General features: G+C 63.4%; 19 protein-coding genes. 10 read left to right on the forward strand and 9 right to left on the reverse strand.

Going from position 1 to position 21,637, the window contains the following annotated elements; genetic code table 11:
• The coding region (locus AC3A4H_RS15190; RefSeq protein ID WP_487767425.1) for a VCBS domain-containing protein at positions 1-597 on the reverse strand (597 nt) is incomplete at its 3' end.
• 705 nt (positions 598-1,302) lie between these two features.
• On the opposite strand from AC3A4H_RS15190, the gene AC3A4H_RS15195 reads away from it, so the two are divergent.
• The gene (locus AC3A4H_RS15195; RefSeq protein WP_487767426.1) at positions 1,303-1,536 is read left to right on the forward strand and encodes a hypothetical protein; all 234 of its coding nucleotides are present in this window, start codon (positions 1,303-1,305) and stop codon (positions 1,534-1,536) included.
• Between the two features lie 955 nt (positions 1,537-2,491).
• Here the strand turns inward: AC3A4H_RS15195 and AC3A4H_RS15200 are convergent.
• The 3 genes from AC3A4H_RS15200 to AC3A4H_RS15210 all read right to left on the reverse strand — a co-directional run bounded on the left by AC3A4H_RS15200 (position 2,492) and on the right by AC3A4H_RS15210 (position 6,210).
• Positions 2,492-5,083: a phage/plasmid primase, P4 family gene (locus tag AC3A4H_RS15200; protein ID WP_487767427.1), complete on the reverse strand. Its 2,592-nt coding sequence runs from the start codon at positions 5,081-5,083 to the stop codon at positions 2,492-2,494.
• The gene (locus AC3A4H_RS15205; RefSeq protein WP_487767428.1) at positions 5,080-5,325 is read right to left on the reverse strand and encodes a helix-turn-helix transcriptional regulator; all 246 of its coding nucleotides are present in this window, start codon (positions 5,323-5,325) and stop codon (positions 5,080-5,082) included. Before AC3A4H_RS15205 ends, AC3A4H_RS15200 begins: the two co-directional genes overlap by 4 nt.
• Positions 5,326-5,415: 90 nt before the next feature.
• Positions 5,416-6,210, reverse strand: coding sequence for a hypothetical protein (locus tag AC3A4H_RS15210; RefSeq protein WP_487767429.1), 795 nt, complete (start codon positions 6,208-6,210; stop codon positions 5,416-5,418).
• A 329-nt stretch (positions 6,211-6,539) separates the two neighbouring features.
• Here AC3A4H_RS15210 and AC3A4H_RS15215 point away from each other — a divergent pair, with 329 nt between their 5' ends.
• Both AC3A4H_RS15215 and AC3A4H_RS15220 read left to right on the forward strand, forming a co-directional pair.
• On the forward strand, positions 6,540-7,289 hold the full coding sequence (locus AC3A4H_RS15215) for a PGN_0703 family putative restriction endonuclease (protein ID WP_487767430.1): 750 nt from the start codon (positions 6,540-6,542) through the stop codon (positions 7,287-7,289).
• Between the two features lie 55 nt (positions 7,290-7,344).
• Positions 7,345-7,779 carry a hypothetical protein gene (locus AC3A4H_RS15220; protein ID WP_487767431.1) on the forward strand — a complete coding sequence of 145 codons (435 nt, stop codon included), beginning with the start codon at positions 7,345-7,347 and terminating at the stop codon, positions 7,777-7,779.
• Between the two features lie 107 nt (positions 7,780-7,886).
• Here AC3A4H_RS15220 and AC3A4H_RS15225 read toward each other — a convergent pair whose 3' ends face one another.
• Entirely contained in the window at positions 7,887-9,167 is a 1,281-nt protein-coding gene (locus tag AC3A4H_RS15225; RefSeq protein WP_487767432.1) for a tyrosine-type recombinase/integrase, read from the reverse strand.
• A gap of 530 nt (positions 9,168-9,697) precedes the next feature.
• Between AC3A4H_RS15225 and AC3A4H_RS15230 the strand changes: the two genes are divergently transcribed.
• From AC3A4H_RS15230 to holA, 7 genes are all read left to right on the forward strand, one after another.
• On the forward strand, positions 9,698-10,537 hold the full coding sequence (locus AC3A4H_RS15230; RefSeq protein ID WP_487767603.1) for an omptin family outer membrane protease: 840 nt from the start codon (positions 9,698-9,700) through the stop codon (positions 10,535-10,537).
• Between the two features lie 274 nt (positions 10,538-10,811).
• A complete protein-coding gene (locus tag AC3A4H_RS15235; protein ID WP_487767433.1) occupies positions 10,812-12,422 on the forward strand; it encodes an ABC transporter substrate-binding protein in 1,611 nt (536 codons plus the stop codon).
• 321 nt (positions 12,423-12,743) lie between these two features.
• Positions 12,744-13,730, forward strand: a complete 987-nt coding sequence (locus tag AC3A4H_RS15240) for an ABC transporter permease (protein ID WP_487767434.1) — start codon at positions 12,744-12,746, stop codon at positions 13,728-13,730.
• On the forward strand, positions 13,727-14,557 hold the full coding sequence (locus AC3A4H_RS15245; RefSeq protein ID WP_348778745.1) for an ABC transporter permease: 831 nt from the start codon (positions 13,727-13,729) through the stop codon (positions 14,555-14,557). The genes AC3A4H_RS15240 and AC3A4H_RS15245 overlap by 4 nt, the downstream gene beginning before the upstream one ends.
• Positions 14,554-15,348, forward strand: coding sequence for an ABC transporter ATP-binding protein (locus AC3A4H_RS15250; protein ID WP_487767435.1), 795 nt, complete (start codon positions 14,554-14,556; stop codon positions 15,346-15,348). The genes AC3A4H_RS15245 and AC3A4H_RS15250 overlap by 4 nt, the downstream gene beginning before the upstream one ends.
• Entirely contained in the window at positions 15,345-16,124 is a 780-nt protein-coding gene (locus tag AC3A4H_RS15255; RefSeq protein WP_487767436.1) for an ATP-binding cassette domain-containing protein, read from the forward strand. Before AC3A4H_RS15250 ends, AC3A4H_RS15255 begins: the two co-directional genes overlap by 4 nt.
• A 48-nt stretch (positions 16,125-16,172) precedes the next feature.
• The gene (gene holA, locus AC3A4H_RS15260; RefSeq protein ID WP_487767437.1) at positions 16,173-17,222 is read left to right on the forward strand and encodes a DNA polymerase III subunit delta; all 1,050 of its coding nucleotides are present in this window, start codon (positions 16,173-16,175) and stop codon (positions 17,220-17,222) included.
• Positions 17,223-17,386: 164 nt separating this feature from the next.
• On the opposite strand, the gene AC3A4H_RS15265 is transcribed toward holA, so the two are convergent.
• Genes AC3A4H_RS15265 through mnmG form a run of 4 tightly spaced genes read right to left on the reverse strand, consistent with a single transcriptional unit; the run spans position 17,387 to position 21,636 of the window.
• Positions 17,387-18,262, reverse strand: coding sequence for a ParB/RepB/Spo0J family partition protein (locus AC3A4H_RS15265; RefSeq protein ID WP_487767438.1), 876 nt, complete (start codon positions 18,260-18,262; stop codon positions 17,387-17,389).
• A 29-nt stretch (positions 18,263-18,291) separates the two neighbouring features.
• On the reverse strand, positions 18,292-19,089 hold the full coding sequence (locus AC3A4H_RS15270) for a ParA family protein (protein ID WP_487767439.1): 798 nt from the start codon (positions 19,087-19,089) through the stop codon (positions 18,292-18,294).
• 40 nt (positions 19,090-19,129) lie between these two features.
• Positions 19,130-19,762: a 16S rRNA (guanine(527)-N(7))-methyltransferase RsmG gene (rsmG, locus tag AC3A4H_RS15275; protein WP_487767440.1), complete on the reverse strand. Its 633-nt coding sequence runs from the start codon at positions 19,760-19,762 to the stop codon at positions 19,130-19,132.
• Positions 19,759-21,636, reverse strand: a complete 1,878-nt coding sequence (gene mnmG, locus AC3A4H_RS15280) for a tRNA uridine-5-carboxymethylaminomethyl(34) synthesis enzyme MnmG (RefSeq protein ID WP_487767441.1) — start codon at positions 21,634-21,636, stop codon at positions 19,759-19,761. The genes rsmG and mnmG overlap by 4 nt, the downstream gene beginning before the upstream one ends.
• Between the last annotated feature and the right edge of the window lies 1 nt (position 21,637).

Raw genomic sequence — 21,637 nt, forward strand, 5'->3', positions numbered from 1 at the left:
GGTCAGGTTGGCAATGTGCAGCACCGCGTCGTGATCGACGTCCGAGGCGTTGGTGAGCAGGTCGATCGAGTGGGCGGGATCATCCTCCGAGGCCGTCGAGGTGACCGCCCCCGACACCGTCGGCGCGTCGTTGGCGCCGGTGATTACCACCGTCAGCGTGCCGACGGAGAGCGTGCCGTTCGACATTTTGATCGTGTATTGGATCGTGTCCGTGAACTTCTCTCCGGCACCGAGCGCGTTGATTTGCGCACTCAGCTTGGCCGCGTCGTAGTGAATCTTGTTGTCGGCGCCGATCCAGAACTTTGCACCTTTGGCGCTGGTTTCCGCGGATTCAATACCAACCCCATCCTGGATCAGCAGATCTTTGTTGTAATCGGCGAACGCCTTGTTGGTGACGTTGATCGCAGCTCCGCCATCATCATTCTTGATCCCATCGTCGATCGAGTAGATCGTGGTGTTCTTGCCGCCGCCGCTCGCCGCCAGAACATCGAACGTGAATGCGAGGGGTTCATCCTCGCTGCGTGATTGTGTTATATTGGCTGCCGCGCTCGAATTCGAAAACGTGACGGTCGAGCCTGAGACTGTCGTGGTCGCCATTTCCAGTTCCTCTCGGTGATGCCTTTGCGAACGACGGAAGTGTTCGCTTCAACGGGTACTGTTGATCCGAGCGCGCGCCCTATCGTTGTCACAAGCGGTTACTTTCGCCTGCGACCGTTCGTCAGGACCGAGCTGTTCTGACCGATCGTGAAGACTTTTGCCCTCTCCCCAAGCGCTTGCGCGCTCACACTCCCACATGTTGCCCTGCCGCCGCATCACTGGGCAGGTACTCCCCACGTGAGTGCTATACTAATGTTCACTGATTGGAAACCATAATCTCAGCTTATTTCACTTAACCTTAATGGCCTAGGTGCTGAACCTGCTAAAGGTAACCGAGTTTTGACTAATGATGTCATGCCACTTGCCTCTACTTGTACTTGGTGGGGGCGCGGGCGCGCTCGCATAAGGTCACGCCGCAAACCATACTCCAGCCAAGGTTAGGGGCGCGGGCTTGCAACTGCTCTCTCTGCAGGCTTCGTCGCGGCCGCGGATCGGTCGCGGGGAGCGACGGGGGAGCGGAAGCATTTTTTCATCGCCCGGCTCCCTCTTTAGCGCGCGGCCGAGCGCCAACGCCGTCTGGCTGAGGTCTGGGAGCGCCCAGGCCAAGCCAAGTTTTCGCCGTGCGGTTTTCGAGTTGTTCGGCGCACGCTGTCTGGTGAGCGGATTCGAGACGCTGATGGCCTTGAAGCCGCGCACGTTCTGCTCGTGGCCTGTGGCGGTGGCGACGAGGGATGGAACGGGATCCCGACGCGCGCCGACCTGCACCGGCTGTTCGATGCGGGCGTTATCATGCTCGAGCCCCGCACTCGGAAGGTGTTGGTCATTGAATCGGCGCGCAAGGAATACGGCCAGTATCACAGTCTGGACCTGAAGGCGGTCATGGCCAAAATCAGCGATGGGCCGAAGCGGCGGCGGCGCTGCGGAAACGGCTGGACCTAACACTGCAAGCCGACCGAACGTTCACCTAGTTGATCACCGGCGCGAAGAAGTTCTCGGCCGCTTTCTCATGGCGAACCGGGCAAATAATGCCCATCCCACAGATCCCTCATGGCCACGCGAGCGCGAGCGAGTCGCAAGCGTGACGCCGATGGGCCCCCCCCCGGTCAAAAAAGTCGCTCGTACTTGCTTTGTCCGGGTCCCTTCCTCGGCAACCGCGACGGACTAGAGGCTAGTCCGCGCCTGAACAGGCCGGCTCGCCAGGCATGAGCCTGGCGCATCCGGGTAGATCGGTCCTTGTCGGTCAGGCCAGGAAACAACGGCGGGCGGCTCCTTCTTCCAGCGCGAAGAAGTTCCTGGCGCAACGGATACCGCGTTCGGTGACGGGCTCCCGTCCGCCCAGAAGCCGTCATTTGCGCACCAGATGACGAAGCCGCGTGCCCTCATAGTATCAATCGCGTTTCGTACCTGTTTTCTCGTAAGACCGCTTCGCCCAGAAAGCTGACCCGCCGTGTTGGGTATTTGGCTCAGTAGCTCGGAAACGATGGTGGCATGTGCCATTCTTTTGCTGACAGAGGGCGGAAGTTGATGCTTCATCAGACGTTCTCCATTATGACCGCTATCCGCGGCCTCGGTGCCGCGGTCTCGCCTACCAACACGAAAGCCGCTGCCGTTGGAAACGCGGTAGCGCGCAAGCTGGGGCCCGGCGATAGCGCGAATAAGGGCGGATTCCACCTTCACATATGCCACTCAGACGTTTCCTGCGGTGGCGGCGGGTCCGCAGAAACTGCTCCTTCGGCGGGCGCCGCCTACCCACGTCGGCTCTAGCTCAGCCAGCGATCCTTATGCGCTTAATGCGGATGCCCTGTTTTGCGATTAGGAGAAGATGGGGCGTCCTCTCCTCTTCCTGCAGGGCAGAACAGAGCACGCGCATGATCCGCATGGGGGCCGCCGCGTTTCAGAATGGGAAAACGTCAATCTTGGATCGAGCGGACTGCACCGCATTGCGGGCGTCAGCGGTCAGCTTGAGGCCGAGGAACCCTCGTTTCCCACCGGTGTCGTCGTACGGCTCGCCCCGGTCCTTCAGGCTCATGCTGAACTTCTTCTTGGACATGGCGCGTTCGTTGGCGCTCCGACACCAGATCATGTAACTATCGAACAGGTCGGCGACGGGTTCCTTGTGGACCGGATCACGCTCGCAGCACTCGGCAATCCATCGTCCGAGCAGGTCCTCATCCTGCAGGTAATCTTGCGTGGCAGCCCTCACTCGGGCGGGTTGGTCCAGACCTTGCATCTTCCATTTCGCATAGCCCTCGATCATCCAGCGCAGGATGGCCGGTGCCTCCTCGCGCAGCTTCTCCTCCAAGTGCCTGTCGACCCGCTGCTCGGGTATGGTGACTGTGAACGGCAGCAGGTGGATACGTCGTCGGATCGCCTCGTCCACGGTTGTGAAGCCGGGGCGGTGGTTTCCAGCGATGAGGAGCTTGAACTGGGGGACATACTCGAAGAAGTCCTGCCGCATGAAGCGGGCCTTGATCGGATCGCCGCCGGTCATCTGCTTGATCCTGGCCTCCGCCCAGCGCCGACCGTCCTCGGTCTCCTGTACCGTGACCAGCCTCGCTCCGCGAAGATCGGCCAGTTCGGTCGGGTGCTGCGGCTGGCTGTTCGCCGTGAGTGTGTCCGTCGCGGTAGACGTACCGTATTCGTCCAGAATGAACCGGACCGTGTTTACGAACACTGACTTGCCGTTGCGGCCGGTGCCCCATGCAAAGAACAATGCATGCTCCGACGTGTCGCCAGAGAGGAAGTAGCCGCACATACGCTGAAGATAGTCGGTGTACTCCGGATCGCCGTCGGTCACCTCCGAAATAAAGCGAAGAAAGCGTTCGGGCGAACTTCCCTCGTCAGCAGGGCCGACGCGGGTCATCTTCGTGCAGTGCGCGCTCGGGTCGTGCGGGATCACCTCGCCCGTGTCGAGGCGGACCATCCCGTCCGGTGTGTTCAAGAGCCGCGGGTCCGCATCCCAGATCTCGGCCGGCACTGCGAGGCGCCGGTCGGAGCGGGCGAGGCGCTCCACCGCGGCGCTGGTGCTCGCCAAACAGAGCCTGTTGGCGTCGGAGGCCTTATCGACCCGGCGGGCAGCGTCGCGCGACAGGTGGCGCACCCTGTCGGAAACCTCAAGCGTCTTGTCTTTCGCCCAGCGCTTGCCATCCCAGATTAGCCACAGGTCCCATTCCGGAACGTAACGAATGGAGCTGTGGTGCGCCTCGGCAAAAGTTAGAGCCAGGTGCTCTTGGCTGAATGCCGGCGCCCCATCGATGCCGAAAACGCGCGGCGCCGGCTCATTGTTCAGAATAGCCTCGGCCAGCGTCCGTTGCGCCGCTCGGAACGCGTCCGTTTGGCGGCTCGCGTGGCCACCGATCGCCCAGTGGGCATTGATCAGAAAGGACAGCGCGAGCTCCAGCGGGGCGCCCCTCCGGACACACTCGCCAGCGAAGGCAAGACAGGCCTCGCTCTCGCTGTATCCCGCCTCGTCAAGCGGAATCCTTATCGCCTGGCCATCCCCGCTTAATCTGATGTCTTTCTTTCCCCTGACCCCCAGCCTGGCCTGCATCCGAGCCAAATCCGTCGGCAAATTCTCCAAGTCAGGCGAAGGGTCAATATCGGCGGGCGTGAGATTGGATAGGGCTTGCAGGAGATCAAGCTGTATTGGGGTCGGGTTGGCGCCGCGCACCTTGTCTGCGAAGTTCGGATGGAAGGATTTTGCGGTTGCGGTAGATGGTGAGGACCGTTCGACCGGTACGGCCCATGCTGCAAACTGCTGAAGCGAGTAGCTGCGGCCTGGATCGTGTAAAAGGATTGTCGCAGTCCGGCCGGTCTTGTGGTTGATGCAGCCGGGAAGGCGCATCATGCGATTGGCATTCGCGACTCCGTCCACCTTCACCAGCGTGGGCGACGTCTCCTTCCGGAGCCAGGCAATGAGCGCCTCATTGGCCGACTTCGCCTTCTCGACGTCCTTGACGGGCCCGGCCAGGTCCCAGTGCGCCTGAATGCCACGCCCACTGTCCACGATCGTGGTGGGCGGCAACGGCATGCTGCCTATCACCTCCAGTGCATGGTTGCGGCTGGCCTCGTGATCCTCGCCCGCGGGGTCGAGGTCGACTTGAAGACGGGCACGCCATGCGATCTCCGCTTCCTTGGGCGGATTACCGTTCCGCGGCGTCCATCCCGCAGGCGGCGCGTTGTTGATGACGTAGAGATGATCGCCATCCCGGTTCCCCGCTTGGGCCCAGGCCATGGCCTCGTCTATGTCGTCGAAGACGCGGCAGGAGGTCGATCGCTGGCCAGAGGTGGCGCGCTTATCGATCCTTACGAGGGCCAGTGGAAGCCGAGCTCTCAGGAACGCGCGCACACTGCCGACGTCCGCGAAGTTGCTGCTTTTCGGCTTCGGTTCGCTCGTCTCCCCACCGACTAGGGCTTGTCCGCTGTCGACGCCTTCGGCGGCTCCGGAGACCAGTTCTAGGTGCGCCATCTTCGAACCGACGTTCATCGGGTGCCCTTGGCGGCGCGGGCGGCGCGCTGCTGGCGCTGATGCACGCCCTCGAACGACTCGCGGGCGTCCAGCCGCGAGGCCATCCACTGCTCGATTTCCCGTTCAAGGAAGGCGACCTTGTGGGGTCCCAAAGGGACTGGCCGCGGGAAGGTGCCGGCGGCGATTTTCCGATAGATATGCGTCTTGGAGAACGAGATCCGATCTACGACCTCGTCCATGCTGATGAAGCGGTCTGCCACTCTTCACCTCCAGTTACCGGGGACTGGAGGGGCAGATGCCTCGTTCGAAGCGTCAGCGCAAAAGCGCTATCCGCGTGGGCGACGGAACTCTTAGCGCGGCCGCATCGCGCTTGAGCATTGCTCAAGCGTGTACTGCGGATCCATGAGCCGCGCGACCTCATAAACAAGCATGAGCGAGAGTGAGGAAGGCCTCTTCTTTCTTCTCTGTTTTGCCAACTTTTCGCCTTTCTTCTCCAGCTTCTTCCAAAATTCCTCCGAAAAATTGATGCCGTTGTCCTTGTTTGACGCGTCCTCCTCCATGGAGTCGGTGAATGCCAAATCGGTTTCCTGGCGGACGTAGTCGTAGAGGACGCCGACCAATGCCTTCAGACCGCTGGTCTTGACGCGAACATCCCTGCCCTCGTCGTCCTTCGACGCTGCCCGAAGCGACCGGTCCGTGCTCGGGGAGATGACGTGCTCGTTGGCTTGGAGCCCAGCGATGGCTCTCCTGAGCAGCCCCTGCAGGTCACCTTCGCTGTCCGGTTCTTCATATGACCTGTCAAGCTCGGGGTCGATCACGGCCAGGTTGATCGGGGAATTCTTTAGGGCGCTCAGAGCTTTTTCGAGCGCTTTTCGCAACTCTCGGTTTGCCTTGCGCTGGCGGGGCGCGGCAGCCTCCATCCACATGGCATCTCGGTGTGCCTGCTCGGCGCGCTTCATGACGTCGAACAGGCCGTCCTCTTTGCCGACGAAGGGAGTGTCCTTCCTCGGGTCGCCTGTTGGATCGATGCGCCGAACGCGGCGTGCGACCTCCAACGCGTCTTGAAATGTGATGGTCGTGGTCTCTTCTTCAGAGCTCCCAAGAACCTGATCCTCGACGAGCTCGAGGGTGGTTTCTTCTGTCAAGGCTACTCCTCCCGCCCGTGGGATGGCTGTTCTTGCCGGCCGTCTGCCAAGCGGTCGATACGGGCTGCAGAATCGACATCTCGTCGGCTCATCTAGCCGGCCTTTTCGGATGTTCAAGACGCAACGTGAACCGACCTGATTTCCTGGCGCGGCTCCGGGCATCAAGACGGCGCCGCCGCGGTCCTTTCTGCCTCTTCCGCAAGGCGCACGGCCGGATCATGACCGAGCGCTTTCGATTTGCTGCTCGTGCTGCTAGGACTACGTCCTGCCATGGCCAGCTAACGTTCCAGCGTCTCTGATAACCCTGCGACAATTGACAGGTACGCGCGATGGTTTTTGCCCATGACTCTCTGTTCCTGCCTGGCGTCCCCGCAGACCACGTCCTGGACCGGCTCGAGAGGGCTGGCGGCAACGAGGTGAAGAGCGGGAAGCTCTCCAGCCCCGAGAGTTCGGCTGCGCTCGCGGTGAACACCTTCGGCTGGTTCGTAGAGCGGCCCCACCTCCTGCCTCCGCTTCCCGGACTTGACGGTGGCTGGCCGCCCACAGTGGTCGAGGTGGAGTACTGCGCGCGCTTCCCCTGGGCCGGTGGGCGGCATCCATGGCTGGACGCCTTCATAGAGACGCCGACGCACATCGTCGGAGTGGAGTCTAAGCGCTTCGAACCCTACCGTGACAAGAAGAAGGTGACCCTTTCGGAGGCCTACAATCGCCCGGTATGGGGCGATGCCATGGGGGAATGGGAGGCGATGCGGGACCGGCTCAGGGGAGGGGAGACCTTCATCCACCTCGACGCGGTGCAGCTCGTGAAGCACGCCTTTGGCCTTGTCACCGAGGCAGGGCGGAAGCGCAAGCCAGCTGTCCTCCTTTACCTATACGCTGAACCGCAGCAATGGAAGAAACCGATCGATCCTGGCACATTCAGTCGTCATCGCTCTGAGATTGCGCAGTTCGATGCGATGGTGGCCGGCGCGGCGGTAAGCTTTGCCGCATGCAGCTATCGGGAATGGCTGGCCGGCTGGGGCGCAGGATCTGACCTTCAGGAGCACAAGAGAGAGATCACAGAAAAATTCGCGCCCTGACGTGCCGCGGCGTTCCTGGCATTCTTTCGCGAATTGGGAATGGAGGGTACATGCAATGAACGCGTGGCTGTGGGCAGCAAATTTTGAAAAATGGAGAGGCTCTAAATCCGCAAACCCGTATGAAGCGCTTCGTCATTACGTCGAGGACACATCACGATACGTGTATTGGTCGACGCCCCGATTTCAGAATGCAATTAAAAATGGCGACCGGGCCTACCTATGGCTTAGCCGCGCGGGCCTGATCGCGGAAGGCTATGTTCACGAGGCTCCCAAGAAAGACAGTTTCGATTATCGGGACCGGCTACAGGCAACTGGATGGGACGAGGCAAGCGCGACGTCCGAGTTCAAGACAGGAATAAAATTATCAAGGACGTTCTGGAACACGCCATTGGTCGTCGCGGGTCTTTTCGACCGGCCGAACACAGTTTTCGACGTCAAAGGTGACAAGCTTGCGCAAATCAGAAGCGTTCTGGAACGGCGCAATTGCTGACCGTGGATCGAAAAAGCCGACGCGTTCGAAAGGGAAGCTGTTCATGCCTTCCGGGAAGATGTCGTTTTGGGGTCCGACCGCCCCTCTGTGACCTAGGCCGCCGCGCGCTAGCCGACATCGCGTGATCCAGCCACTATCGCCAGCAGGTGCTGCGAGTATGCCTGCAGTGCGCGCCGCTTCTCGTCCAGGTAGTCGTGCTTGTTGTAGGTCTTCTGCAGACCTGGCTTGGCGTGGCCGAGGACCGCGTCCCGGATTTCCTGGTTGAAGCCGAGGTGGGCAAGCCGAGTTTCGCAGGTCACCCGGAAATCGTGAACGCGATAATGCTGGAGCAGCGCATCCGGCTTGCCCAGTTCCTTCCGCAGGTGCTCCTGCGCCAGCTCGTCGAGCGCCCGCTTGCCCTGCGAGAACCCCGCTACGGGCACCCGGCCGTGCCGGGACGAGAACACGAAGTAGTCATCGGCGTCCGTCCAGACCGGAAGTCGCTCGAACAGCGCCCAGAGCGCGTCCGACATCGGCACGATATGCTCGCGGCGACTCTTGAACCGTTCCTTGCCAAGGTCGAGCCAGCGGTTCTCGGTGTCGATCTCCGAGCGCTTGCAGAAGCCCCACTCCGCCCGGCGCTGGCCGGTGAGCATGAGGAACTGGTAGAGGCAGCCGAAGGGATAGCGCATCTCCTCGGCCGCTGCCCAGATCGCCCGCAGTTCGACGTCAGAGAGTGAACGACCCGCCTCGGTGTTGCGGGCGAGGTCTCCCCGCTTCATCCCCAAGAGGGGGTTGCTGTCGATCATCTCGCGGTCGGCAGCCCAGTTCATGATCCGCGACATCTGCTTCCGGACCTCGCGGGCCGTGCCTATCCTGCCGCTCGCGACCAGGTCGTCTATGATCTCGTGGACGTCGGCGCGGCGGATGTCTGCGATCGGCGTGTCGCCTAAGTGCGGGACCACATGGAGTCGCAGCACGCGTTCGACGTTCTGCCAGCTGGAGATGGTCCGAGCCGCGTCCTGTTTGATGTGCCTCTCCAGGACCGCGGAGAACGTGTTGGAGCGCCTCTCGCGGATAGTGGAGGCGATCCCCGCCCGCGGGTCGATGCCCTGTCCCGCCTGTGCCAGGATGCCTCTCGCCCGCACTCTCGCCTCGGCGAGGCTCACGAGTGGCCATCGGCCGAGCGTTATCCTGTGCTGCCGTCCGGCCAGGGGTCGCCCGGCATCCGTCTCGCCGCCCTCGCCGAGCACCCGGTAGATGGCCGAGAAGGACTTTGACCCCTGCTCCGTCACCCGGAGCACCAGCCCCGGGCAGAGGTCATCTCCGATCTCCAGGCGCCCGCTCTTAGGGGGCGCCATCTTCTCCAACATCTGGTTCGTGAGACGCTTCTTTGCCGCTGCTGCCATCTGCTCCCCCTACCTGCCGGGTTGACTTGTTTCGGTCGTCGGAGGGTATCGAAGGGGAGCCTAGCGGCCCGGTTTCCCGCGGGACCCTACGGAACTGATCGTGTCGGCTCCCCCGAGGTAGGACAATCACTTTTTGGCATGAGGGGGTTACTCCTCGTGACTAGAAGCAAAGCTGAATCAATGGCTTGCCAAGGTTGGGGTCGAGCGTTCGAATCGCTTCACCCGCTCCAGTTTCCTTCGGGAAGTTAAGTATCGAAAGGCCGCGGTTTTCCGCGGCTTTTTCGTTTGTGGGCGGTTGAAATCACGACTGTCAGCGCGACATCGCGCAGAAAATCTCCCCTCGATGTGCTCCAAACGACGACGAGCAAGTTGCCGAACGCCTGGCACGGCCCGCGTCCACCACCTAGATTCGCAATTCGCTTAAAACAATTTTCGCTCTCGGTTCCCTGTTTGCAATTTCACAGCCGGCCCTGGCTGCGGATTCATTAGACCAGATCCAGTACGCAACCCCAGGCAACGAGGTCGTTTTCATCGGCAGCGTCGGCTACACTTGGCTGGAGGGCAACGAGCTTGTCTACGACAGGTCCGGCAACCGGATCAGCCATCTCATCTGGGAATCACAGGCCCCGGTCGTGACGAGCGCCCTGAAGGCCGAGGTGATGAAGGACTGGGTGGTTTCGGCCAATGGGGCGGTCAGCTTTTCCGGCAACAGCCACATGGAAGACTATGACTGGCTCGAGGATGCTCCGAGCTACAAATTTGGCGACTGGTCGCATCAGTCGATCCATCCCGACACCCGTCTCGACCGCTACGTCAACCTCGACATCGCGCTGGGCCGCGATTTCACCGTCGACGACAGCACCGTCGTGAACCTGCATGGCGGCTTCAAATACACCAATGTGAAATGGACCTCCTATGGCGGCTCCTTCATTTACAGCAAAAATGGCTTCCGCAACCGGACCGGCGATTTCCCCGACAGGCCCGGCATCACCTTCGAACAGCGCCTGCCGGGGATGTTCGTCGGCGCCGAGGCAACGGCGAAGAGCGGCGCGTGGACCTTTACCGGCCTCGTGCGCGGCGGCCTGACCATCGATGCGTCCGACACCGATTACCACTGGCTGCGCAACATCCGCTTTGAAGAGAAATACGGTGCAATCCCCTTCGTGTCGCTCGCTGCCAAGGCCGACTATGCGCTGAACGATCGGGCGGGCATCTTCGTCGCCGGCAATTTCGACAATTACTTCCGCAAGACCGGCGACACCTCGATGTACAGGATCGTTGATGGCGAACGGGGGCCGACCATGACGGGCGGAGCAGGCATGAGCTTCCGCGCGACGACCGTTTCGGCGGGCCTCAAGATGTCGTTCTGACACGCCTGCAGCGTAAGCAGCTTCCGACGGCCCAGCACTTATTGCCGGGCCGTAACTGTTTGCCATCGGCAAAAAGCCGGCCGCCGGCAATCCTACTTCGGATGGATTTTCCCCGCCACGGCGTGGCCACGGCAATTCCGTCGCTGGCTTAATGCGTTGCCGTATCGATAATCACGACATTCGACTAGTCTCGCCAACCGAGCGTGGTCATCAGGATTTTTCGAGCCCGGGCCTTGCGACGGAAGGGGCCGGCGGCAAACGCAAGGAGCACGTCATGTCAGATTTCAAGATTTCCCGGCGCGGCGTTCTGGCCGGTACGGCATTGCTGTTCGCTTCCACCGCACTGCCGGGCACGCTATGGGCGCAGGCGCCGAAACGGGGAGGGCGGTTGATCGTGGCGGCCGATTCCGAGCCGCGCAACCTCAACCCGGCGATCGTCGCCTCCAACGGCGTATTCTTCGTCGCCAGCAAGGTCATCGAGCCGCTGGCCGAGGCCTCCTTTGACGGCAAGGACGGGCTGGAGCCGCGCCTGGCGCTGAGCTGGGAAGGCTCGGATGACGGACGCAGCATCACTTTCAAGCTGCGCGAGAAAGTGACCTGGCATGACGGCAAGCCGTTCACCTCGGCCGACGTCGCCTTCTCGGCGCTGCAGGTGTGGAAGCCGCTGCAGAATCTCGGCCGCGTGGTGTTCAAGGATCTCGAGGCGGTCGACACGCCCGACGAGCACACCGCCGTGTTCCGCTTCTCCAAGCCCACGCCCTTCCAGCTCATCCGCAATGCGCTGCCGGCGCTGACCAGCGTTGTGGCGAAGCACATCTATGAGGGCACCGACATTGCCGAAAACCCGGCCAACACCGCGCTGGTCGGCACCGGGCCGTTCAAGCTCGCCGAGCACAAGGCCGGCGAATATTACCGGCTGGAGCGCAACGAGAAATATTGGGGCGAGGGCCAGCCGCATCTGGACGAGATCGTCTATCGCGTGCTGCCCGACCGCGCGGCGGCTGCGGGCGCGCTGGAGGCCGAGGAAATCCACCTTGCCGCTTTCTCTGCCGTGCCGCTGGCCGACTTGGCTCGCATCTCCAAGGTGCCGGGCATCGAGGTGGTGACCAAGGGCTATGAGGGCCTCACCTACCAGCTCGTGGTCGAGATCAACCACCGCCGCAAGGAACTTGCCGATCTCAAGGTGCGCCAGGCCATCGCGCATGCCATCGACAAGGACTTCGTCGTCAAGACGATCTTCCTCGGCTATGCCGCGCCAGCGACGGGGCCGGTGCCGCAGAACGACAAGCAGTTTTATACAAGGGACGTGCCGGCCTACGCCTTCGATCCGGCCAAGGCCAATGCGTTGCTCGACGAAGCCGGCTACAAGCGCGACGCCGACGGCACCCGCTTCAAGCTGAAGCTGCTGCCCGCCCCCTATTTCAACGAGACAAAACAGTTCGGCGACTATCTGCGCCAGGCGCTGGCCGCCATCGGCATCGACGCCCAGATCGTCAACAACGATGCGGCCGCGCACCAGAAGGCGGTCTACACCGACCACGACTTCGACCTCGCGGTGGCGCCGCCGGTGTTCCGCGGCGACCCGGCCATTTCCACCACCATACTGGTGCAGAGCGGCATTCCCGATGGCGTGCCCTTCTCCAACCAGGGCGGCTACAAGAACGCCGAGATCGACGCGCTGATCGAAAAGGCCTCAGAGACCATCGAAGCGGACGCCCGCACCGAGCTCTACCGCGAATTCCAGAAGAAGGTGCTGGAAGACCTGCCGCTGATCAATGTGGCCGAATGGAGCTTTATCACCGTCGCCCGCGACACGGTGAAGAACGTCTCCAACAATCCGCGCTGGGCGGTGTCGAACTGGGCGGACACCTGGCTGGAGAGCTGAGACGCTTGCAACGCCTTGCCGCGGGTGCTGAAGTCGCGTCGTGAAAAGCTCCTATCGCCTCATCCTGTCCCGGCGGCTGAAGCGGCCGACATCGCCTGCAATTTTGCGGGTCGTTGAGTTATTTCCGGCACGACCTGGCACCCCCACTCCGTCTCGCCCTTCGGGCTCGCCACCTCTCCCCCTGCCCGGGGGAGAGGAAACGCCAAGCGCGAAGGCCGCGACCGGGCAGGATCTAGCGTTCCTCTCCCCCGCGCAGGGAGATAGGTGGTTTGCGCAGCAAACCGGAGTGGGGGTGATTGCTCGGGCGGAGCCTGCCCGCCCATGACCCGCGCGCTTCGCCTCCTGCGCCGGCGGCTGGTGGGTGCCATTCCGGTGCTGCTGATCGTCGTCATCGGCACCTTCCTGCTGCTTGAGGCGGCGCCCGGCGACGCGGTGGACGCCTATGTCGGCATGACCGGCGGCGACGCCGGCATGATCGCCGAGTTGCGTCAGACATGGGGCCTCGACCAGCCTGCGCTGGCGCGGCTCGCGGCCTATCTCTGGTCGCTGGCGCATCTCGATCTCGGCTATTCGGTCACCTTCTCGCGGCCGATCCGCGACGTGATCCTGGAGCGTCTGCCCAACACGCTGCTGCTGATGGGCAGCGCCACCGCGCTCTCCTTCGGCATCGGCTCGTTGCTCGGCATAGCCGCCGGAGCGCGGCCGGGCAGTTTTCGTGACCGCTTCCTGTCCATCGGCTCGCTGGCGCTTTATGCCGTGCCGGGCTTTTGGCTCGGGCTGGTGCTGACGGTTCTGTTTTCGGTGCAGCTGCGCTGGTTTCCTTCGAGCGGCATCGAGACCATCGCCTCCGGCAAGACCGGCTTTTCGCGCGCGCTCGACATTGCCCAGCATCTCGTGCTGCCGGTGACGGCGCTCGGCATCATCTATCTGGCGCTCTATCTGCGCGTCATGCGCGCCGGCATGGCCGAAATCTGGCGCATGGATTTTGTGCTGGCCGCCCGCGCCAAGGGCATTTCCCGCCAGCGCATCGTCTGGCGGCATGTGGCGCGCAACGCTCTTTTGCCGCTCGCCACCATGCTCGGCCTGCAATCGGCTGCCATGCTGGGCGGCAGCGTGGTCATCGAAAGCGTGTTTTCCATTCCCGGCCTCGGCCGGCTGGCGCAGGAGGCGGTCGGCTCGCGCGACACGCCGCTGCTGCTCGGCATCATCCTGGTCAGCGCCGTGCTGGTCATCCTCATCAATCTCGTGGTCGACATGCTCTATGCCGTGCTCGATCCGCGCGTCGGCGCGAGCGAGGAAAGCGCATGAGTTTTGGGCACCGCTTCCTGCGCACGCCCGAGGCGGTGGCTGGCGCGCTGATCCTTGCAGCACTTGTCGCCATGGCGCTGGCCGCACCATTGCTGTTTCCGCGCGATCCGCTGTCGATCGCCGGGCCGGCGCTTTTGCCGCCCTTCCAGGACTGGTCGCTGCCGCTCGGCACCGACCGGCTCGGCCGCGACGTGCTAGCCGAACTCTTTCACGGCGCGCGCACCTCGATTGCCGTCGGGCTTGCGGCAGCCGCAACCTCCATCGCCATCGGCGCGACCGTCGGGACGCTGGCCGGCTTCGCCGGCGGCCTGACCGACGAGGTGCTGATGCGCATCACCGACGCCTTCCAGACGGTGCCCGGCTTTCTGCTGGCGCTGGCCTTCGTCAGCGTCGTTGGGCCGTCACTTACCGTGGTGGTGATCGCCATCGCGCTCGGTGCCTGGACCGGCCCCGCGCGCGTTGCCCGCGCAGAGGTGCTCTCCATCCGCGAGCGCGACTATGTCGCCAGCGCCCGCGTGATCGGCATGCACCCGCTGGAAATCGCCTTCCGCGAGGTGCTGCCCAATGCGCTGCCGCCGGTGCTGGCGCTATCGTCCATCATCGTCGCGGGCGCCATCCTCGTCGAAGCAGCACTCTCCTTCCTCGGCCTCGGCGACCCCAACCGCGTGACCTGGGGCGGCATGATCGCCGAGGGCCGCGCCGTGCTTCGCTCGGCACCCTTCCTGTCGATCATCCCCGGCATCGCGCTGGTGCTGACAGTGCTCGGCGTCTATCTCGCCGGCGAGGGTTTTGTCGAAGCCTCCGCCGCAAGGAAGCGCCAGTCATGAGCGTTCGCCTCGCAGTCGAAAAACTCGGCGTCAGCTATCGCGGCGACAGTGGCGAAACGGAAGTGCTGAAGGACGTCTCCTTCGAGCTACACGCCGGCGAGCGGCTGGCCATCATCGGCGAAAGCGGCTCGGGCAAGAGCACGCTGGCGCTGGCCATCGCCGGCCTGCTGCCGGCGGGATCGCGCGTCGGTGGCGACATCCGTTGGCCCGAACTCGGACGTCAGCCGGCCAATGGCCGCGACCTCGGTTTTGTATTCCAGGACCCGTCCTCCAGCCTCAACCCGGTGCTGACGATCGGCGAGCAGATCGCCGAGGTCGCGCAGGCTCATCTCGGCATGGGCTGGCGGGAGGCCTATGCCCATGCCGAAACGCTGCTGGACCGCGTGCGCCTGCCCGATCGGCCTTCGGCGCTGAGAGCATTCCCGCACCAGCTTTCCGGTGGCCAGCGCCAGCGTGTGGCGATTGCCGAGGCGATCGCGGCCCGGCCGAGCCTGCTCATCGCCGACGAGGCGACCAGTGCGCTCGACACCATCGTGCAGGCCGAGATCGTGCGGCTGATCGAGGAGCTGGTGGCCGAGGACGGCATGTCGCTGATGTTCATCAGCCACGACATTGCGCTGGCCAGCCAGATCGCCGACCGCATCGCGGTGTTCCGCCATGGCCGGCTGGTCGAGATCGGGGAGGCGGGGCAGATCGTCGAAGCGCCGCGCGAGGCCTACACGAAAAGCCTGCTCGCCGCGCATATGGGACTCGACACGCCGTCGTTGCTGGCGCCGGAGGCTGTTGCATGAGCGCGCCGCTGCTCGTCGCTTCCAACCTCCAAAAACGTTTCGACAGCCGCGGCCGCACCGTTGCCGCGCTGGACGATGTCAGTTTCGAGGTCGCGCCGGGCGAAACGCTGGCGCTTGTCGGCCCCTCGGGCAGCGGCAAGACCACCGCCGCGCGCGCCTTGATGCGGCTGACCGAGCTCGACGGCGGCGAGATCCGCTTCGACGGCGAGGATCTGCTGGCACTCGGGGGAGGGCGGCTGCGGGCCACCCGCGCCCGGCTGCAGATGGTGTTCCAGGACCCGCGCGCCGCCTTCAACCCGCGCGCCACCGTGGCGCGGGTGCTAGACGACCCGCTGCGCATCCACGGCATTGCGCCGCGCAGGGAGAGGCCGGAGGCAATTGCACAGCTTCTCCAGCACGTCGGCCTGTCACCCGATCTTGCCAACCGCGCGATTCATGAGATTTCCGGCGGGCAGCGCCAGCGCGTCGCGATTGCCCGCGCCATTGCCACGCGCCCGCAGCTGATCGTGCTGGACGAAGCGGTGTCAGCGCTCGACGTTTCCGTGCGCGGTCAAATTCTTCAACTGCTGCTCGACTTGCAGCGCTCACAAAACATCGCCTATCTGTTCATCTCGCACGATCTCGGCGTGGTGCGGGCCATCGCCCATCGCGTCGCCATCATGGACAAGGGCCGGATCGTGGAGACGGGGAGGGCCGCCGAAGTGATCGCCAATCCGCAATCCGCTACCGGACAGGCGCTGGTGGCGGCTGCGCCGAAGCTTAGGCATAGCGCCTGACAAAGCTTTGCGTTTTGTCCGCGCGCGTGGCCGTGCTAACCGAAGCCCATGGCACAGAAGAAAGCGCATGAAGTCGATTCCTGGCTGTCGCGGCCCGATCCGAAGGCCGTCATCGTCCTGATCTACGGCCCGGACCGCGGGCTGGTGGCCGAGCGCGGCCGCGCTTTCGCCGAAAAGACCGGGCTGCCGCTAGACGATCCCTTCACGGTGGTGCGCCTGGAAGGCTCGGAAGTCGAAAAGGAAAGCGGCCGTCTGCTCGATGAAGCGCACACCGTACCGATGTTTTCCTCGCGCCGCCTGCTGTGGGTGCGCAACGCCGCCGGCCAGAAGGGGCTGGCCGACGATGTGAAGGTGCTTTCCAAGGAGCCGCCGCGCGACGCCATCGTTCTCATCGAGGCCGGCGACCTGAAGAAGGGCGCGGCGCTGCGCACGGTGGTCGAAGGCTGCGACTGGGGCATGGCGCTGCCCTGTTATGCCGACGAGGCACGCAGCATCGACCAGGTAATCGACGACGAGATGCAGAAGGCGGGCATGTCGCTGACGATGGAAGCACGGCAGGCCCTGAGAAAAAACCTCGGCGGCGACCGGCTCGCCTCGCGCGGCGAGATCCAGAAGCTGGTGCTTTATGCCATGGGCAAAAGCCAGATCGACCTCGACGACGTGAAGGCGATGATCGGCGACGTGTCCGGCATCTCCTTCGACGACGCCATCGACGCCGTGCTTGAGGGCAAGATCGAGGCATTCGACACCGTCTTCACCCGCCATACGCAGACCGGCGCCCAGCCATTCCTGATGCTGGCAGCGGCGATGCGGCAGTTCCAAGCGATCCAGCTCATGCGCGCTGCGATGGATAACAGCGGCGCCCGCAACGCCGCCGCGATCGTGGCGGCGGCACGGCCGCCCGTCTTCTTCTCCCGACGCAAGATCGTGGAGGGCGCGGTCGAGCGCTGGACCGGCCCTGCTTTGGCCAGAGCGCTGGCTCGGCTGCAGGATGCGGTTTTGCAAACCCGCCGCCGGCCCGATCTTGCCGCGGCAATCGCCCGGCAGGCCTTGCTCGGCATTGCGGTAGAAAGCGCCAGGCTGCGTCAGCGACGCTGACCAAACCGAGGGCTTCTGACAACACGTTTAGCGTCGGAAACGCGCCCACTCCCAATCCATACCGCAAGACTGGCCCCCACAACGACTTCAGGCGGACGATTGCTCGCCCGCCTGAATGAAATTCATATGAATCAATAACTTAGATGGATAACAAAGCCTGAATATCAGGCTTTGAGCCGCCGGCACAGCTCATCGAGCTGCTCTAGCGTCTTGTAGCCGATGCGGAGCTCGCCGCCCTTGGCCTTATGGGCGATGGCAACGCGCATGCCCGTAACGTCGGACAGCAGCTTTTCCAGCGCCAGCGTGTCGGCATCCTTTTCGACCGGGGCCGAAACCGTGGCTTCCTGCACAACTTCCGGAGGCAGCTGCGCCAGCATCTCGGCCTGCCGCACGGAAAGACCTTCCTCCACGATGCGTTTTGCCAACCCGGCCGGATCCGCAGCGGTTACAAGAGCGCGGGCATGACCCGCGGAAAGCTGGCCATCGACCAGCATGTCGCGGATGACGTCCGGTAGCTTCAGCAGGCGCAGCGTGTTGGCCACATGGCTGCGGCTCTTGCCGATCACCTGACCAAGATCGGCCTGCGTGTAGTTATGCTCGTCGATGAGTTGCTGGTAGCCAAGCGCTTCTTCGATCGGGTTGAGATCGGTGCGCTGGACGTTCTCGATGATCGCCAGTTCAAGCGCCGTGCGGTCGTTGACGTCGCGGACGATGACCGGAATCTCGGCCAACCCCGCGCGCTGCGCCGCGCGCCAGCGCCGCTCACCAGCGATGATCTCATAGCGGCCAGCCTCTGCGGGGGCGGGGCGTACGACGACCGGCTGGACCACGCCATGCTCGCGGATGGACTGCGCGAGATCGGTAAGCTCCGCATCGCCGAAATGGCGGCGCGGATTGCGCGGGTTCGGCGCCACGAATTCGATCGGCACATGTCCGTCCGAGGACACGACGGGCTGCGCGGGCGCTGCCGGCTTGTCGATTTCGCCAATCAGTGCGGCGAGACCACGCCCGAGCCGCTTCTTCGAGATGTCTTCGTTCATGACCTATCCAGACTGTTTCGCAACCGAATCTATGCCGCCTTGAGCTTGCGTTCCTGCCGAATGACTTCGGAGGCAAGCTGCAAATAGGCCTGGCTGCCAGAGCATTTGAGATCGTAGAGGATGGCGGGCTTGCCATGCGACGGCGCTTCCGAAACGCGGACATTGCGCGGGATGATGGTTTCGTAGACCTTCTCTCCCATGTGAGCGCGCACATCCTCCACCACCTGGTTGGCCAGGTTGTTGCGGCCGTCATACATGGTCATCACGATGCCCTGGATGACCAGGTCGGGATTGATTGAGCTCCGAACCTGATTGACCGTCTCCAGAAGCTGGCTGAGGCCTTCCAGCGCGAAGAATTCACACTGCAGCGGCACAAGCACCGAGTGGGCCGCGGCCATCGAGTTCAGGGTCAGAAGATTGAGGGAAGGAGGACAGTCGATCAGCACATAGGAGTAATGTGCCGCCCGCTGCGAAGACGCGCGCACCGCATTGCGCAGGCGCAGCACCCGATCGGGCGCCCCGGCAATCTCCATCTCAACGCCCAGCAGATCGAGCGTCGATGGCACGATCGACAGGCCGGGCACAGCCGTGGCCACTGCGGCGTCCTCGAGCGTCATTCCGCCGGTGAGCACGTCATAAGACGAAACCGAACGATCGCGGCGGTCGATGCCGAGCCCGGTGCTGGCATTGCCCTGCGGGTCGAGGTCGACGATGAGCACCTGCTCGCCGATTGCCGCAAGCGCGGTGGCAAGATTGATGGCGGTGGTGGTCTTGCCCACGCCGCCCTTCTGGTTTGCCACGGTAATGATACGGGGACCGGTCATCATGATCATGCTTCTTTTGTGATCCTTGTTCGATGAACGCAATTCACACTCGACGCAGACTGGAAATCTCTAGGACGATACTCTGCGGATCGATCACGCTCTTGTGTTCTATCAGGTCGAAAGACCACAGTTGAGCGCTTTCTTCGAGCTCAGCCCGGTAATCCCGGCCTTTATGGAACAATGCCTTCGCGCCAGCCATCAGCCAGGGTGCGGAAAGCTGCAAAAGTAGTGGCAGCGGTGCCAGAGCACGCGCCGTGACCACTTCAGGCTGGCGAATCACCGCATAGGTGTCCTCGATTCGCTTGGCGTGCACGCGTGCCGGCAGGCCCAATTCGCCGCAAACCATCTGCAGGAAGGAGGCCTTCTTGCGGTTGCTTTCGACCAGATCGATACTGGCGCCCTCCCGCTCCATCAACAAAAAGCCGAGCACCAGACCCGGAAAGCCGCCGCCCGATCCGATATCGACCCAGCGTTTGGCATCGGGGGCAAGGCGGGCAAGCTGCGCGCTGTCGAGGATATGGCGCTGCCACGTGTCGTCCAGAGTGGAGGGCGCGGACAGATTTATGCGCGCTGCCCATTTCCGGAACAGGGTTTCGAAAGCCTGCAACCGCTCGAACGTTTCACGTGAAACAGGCCCGGCCACCTGGCAAAGCTCATCAAAGGCAGCCAAAGTCACGCCGCACCCTTCCGCTGCTGCACACTTTCCGCGTGACGCACATGCGCCACGATGATCGCCAGCGCCGCCGGCGTCATGCCATCTATACGCTGGGCGTCCGCCACCGAGCGCGGCCGGCGCTCGCGCAGCTTTTGCTTCAGTTCGTTGGACAGGCCCGGAACCGAATCGAACTCCAAGCCGGCGGGAATAAGGCGCTCTTCTTCCCTGCGGATCTGCACGGCGTCCGCACTCTGCCGGTCGAGATAAACGGCGTAGCGAGCCTCGATCTCCAGCGCCTCCGCGGAACGCGCGTCAAGCCCGCCGAACTGGGGCCAGGCCTGCGCCAGCCTCTCCAGGGTGACATCAGGATAGGACAGGAGGTCGTAAGCCGAGCGCCGTACCCCATCCATATTGACCTCGAACCCGTGCCGGCGTGCCTCATTGGGCGTCACGCTGATCGACTTGGCAATTTCCCTCGCGTGGTCCAGCTGCTGGGCAACCTCGCGGAAGCGTTCCGAACGGGCTTCCCCGGCAATCCCCAGTTCCATCGCCTTCGGCGTCAAACGCTCGTCGGCATTGTCGGCGCGCAACGAGAGGCGGAACTCCGCGCGCGAGGTGAACATGCGATAGGGTTCGGTGATGCCGCGGCTGGTCAGGTCGTCGATCATCACGCCGATATAGGCTTCGGTGCGGCTGAACACGACACCCTCACCGCCGGAAGCTTTCCGCGCCGCGTTCAACCCGGCCAGAAGCCCTTGTGCGCCAGCCTCCTCATAGCCCGTCGTGCCGTTGATCTGGCCGGCGAGGAACAGGCCGCTGACGCGACGGGTTTCTAGCGTGAGCTCGAGCTCGCGCGGATCGACGTGGTCGTATTCAATCGCATAACCCGGCTGCAGCATCTTCGCCTGCTCGAGACCGGGTATGGTCTTCAGGAGATCAAGCTGCACGTATTCGGGCAGCGAGGTTGATATACCATTGGGATAGACCGTGTCGTCGTCCAGCCCTTCCGGCTCCAGAAATATCTGATGCCCCTCACGGTCTCCGAACTTGACGATCTTGTCCTCGATAGACGGGCAATAGCGCGGGCCGATGCCTTCGATATTGCCAGAATACATTGCCGAGCGGCCGAGGTTCTGGCGTATCAGATCATGGCTCGCCGACGTGGTGCGGGTGATGCCGCAGTCGATCTGCGGGTTGGCGATCTTGTCGGTCATCAGCGAGAAGGGGACCGGCACTTCGTCTGCCGCCTGACAGTCCAGGGACGCCCAGTCGATGGTTCGGCCATCCAGCCGCGGCGGCGTGCCGGTCTTGAGGCGGCCGAGGCTGAAGCCGGCGCGAGTCATAGTGGCCGACAGGCCAATGGAGGCCTGCTCGTTCATGCGGCCGGCGGGGAAATTGCGCTCACCTATATGGATCAGGCCGCGCAGGAAAGTTCCCGTGGTGAGCACCACGGCACCGCAGCCGAGGCGGCGACCATTGGCCAGGATGACGGCTGTAACCCGGCCGTCGTCGATCTCCAGGTCGAAGACCTCGCCCTCGACGACCTCCAGATTTTCTTGTTCGGCAATCGCCGCCTGCATGGCGAGGCGGTAGAGCTTGCGGTCGGCCTGGGTACGCGGACCGCGCACGGCCGGGCCCTTCTTGCGGTTGAGGAGGCGGAACTGGATGCCGGCGGCATCGGCCACGCGGCCCATCAAGCCATCCAGCGCGTCGATCTCGCGCACGAGGTGCCCCTTGCCCAAGCCACCAATGGCCGGGTTGCAGGACATCACGCCGATGGTGTCCGCGCTCAGCGTGACCAGCGCCGTGCGGGCGCCCGCGCGGGCGGCCGCGCTGGCTGCTTCGCAGCCCGCATGGCCACCGCCGACAACAATCACATCGTAGCTGCCGTTCATA

This window comes from Pseudaminobacter sp. Soil_N_29 (assembly GCF_057656055.1).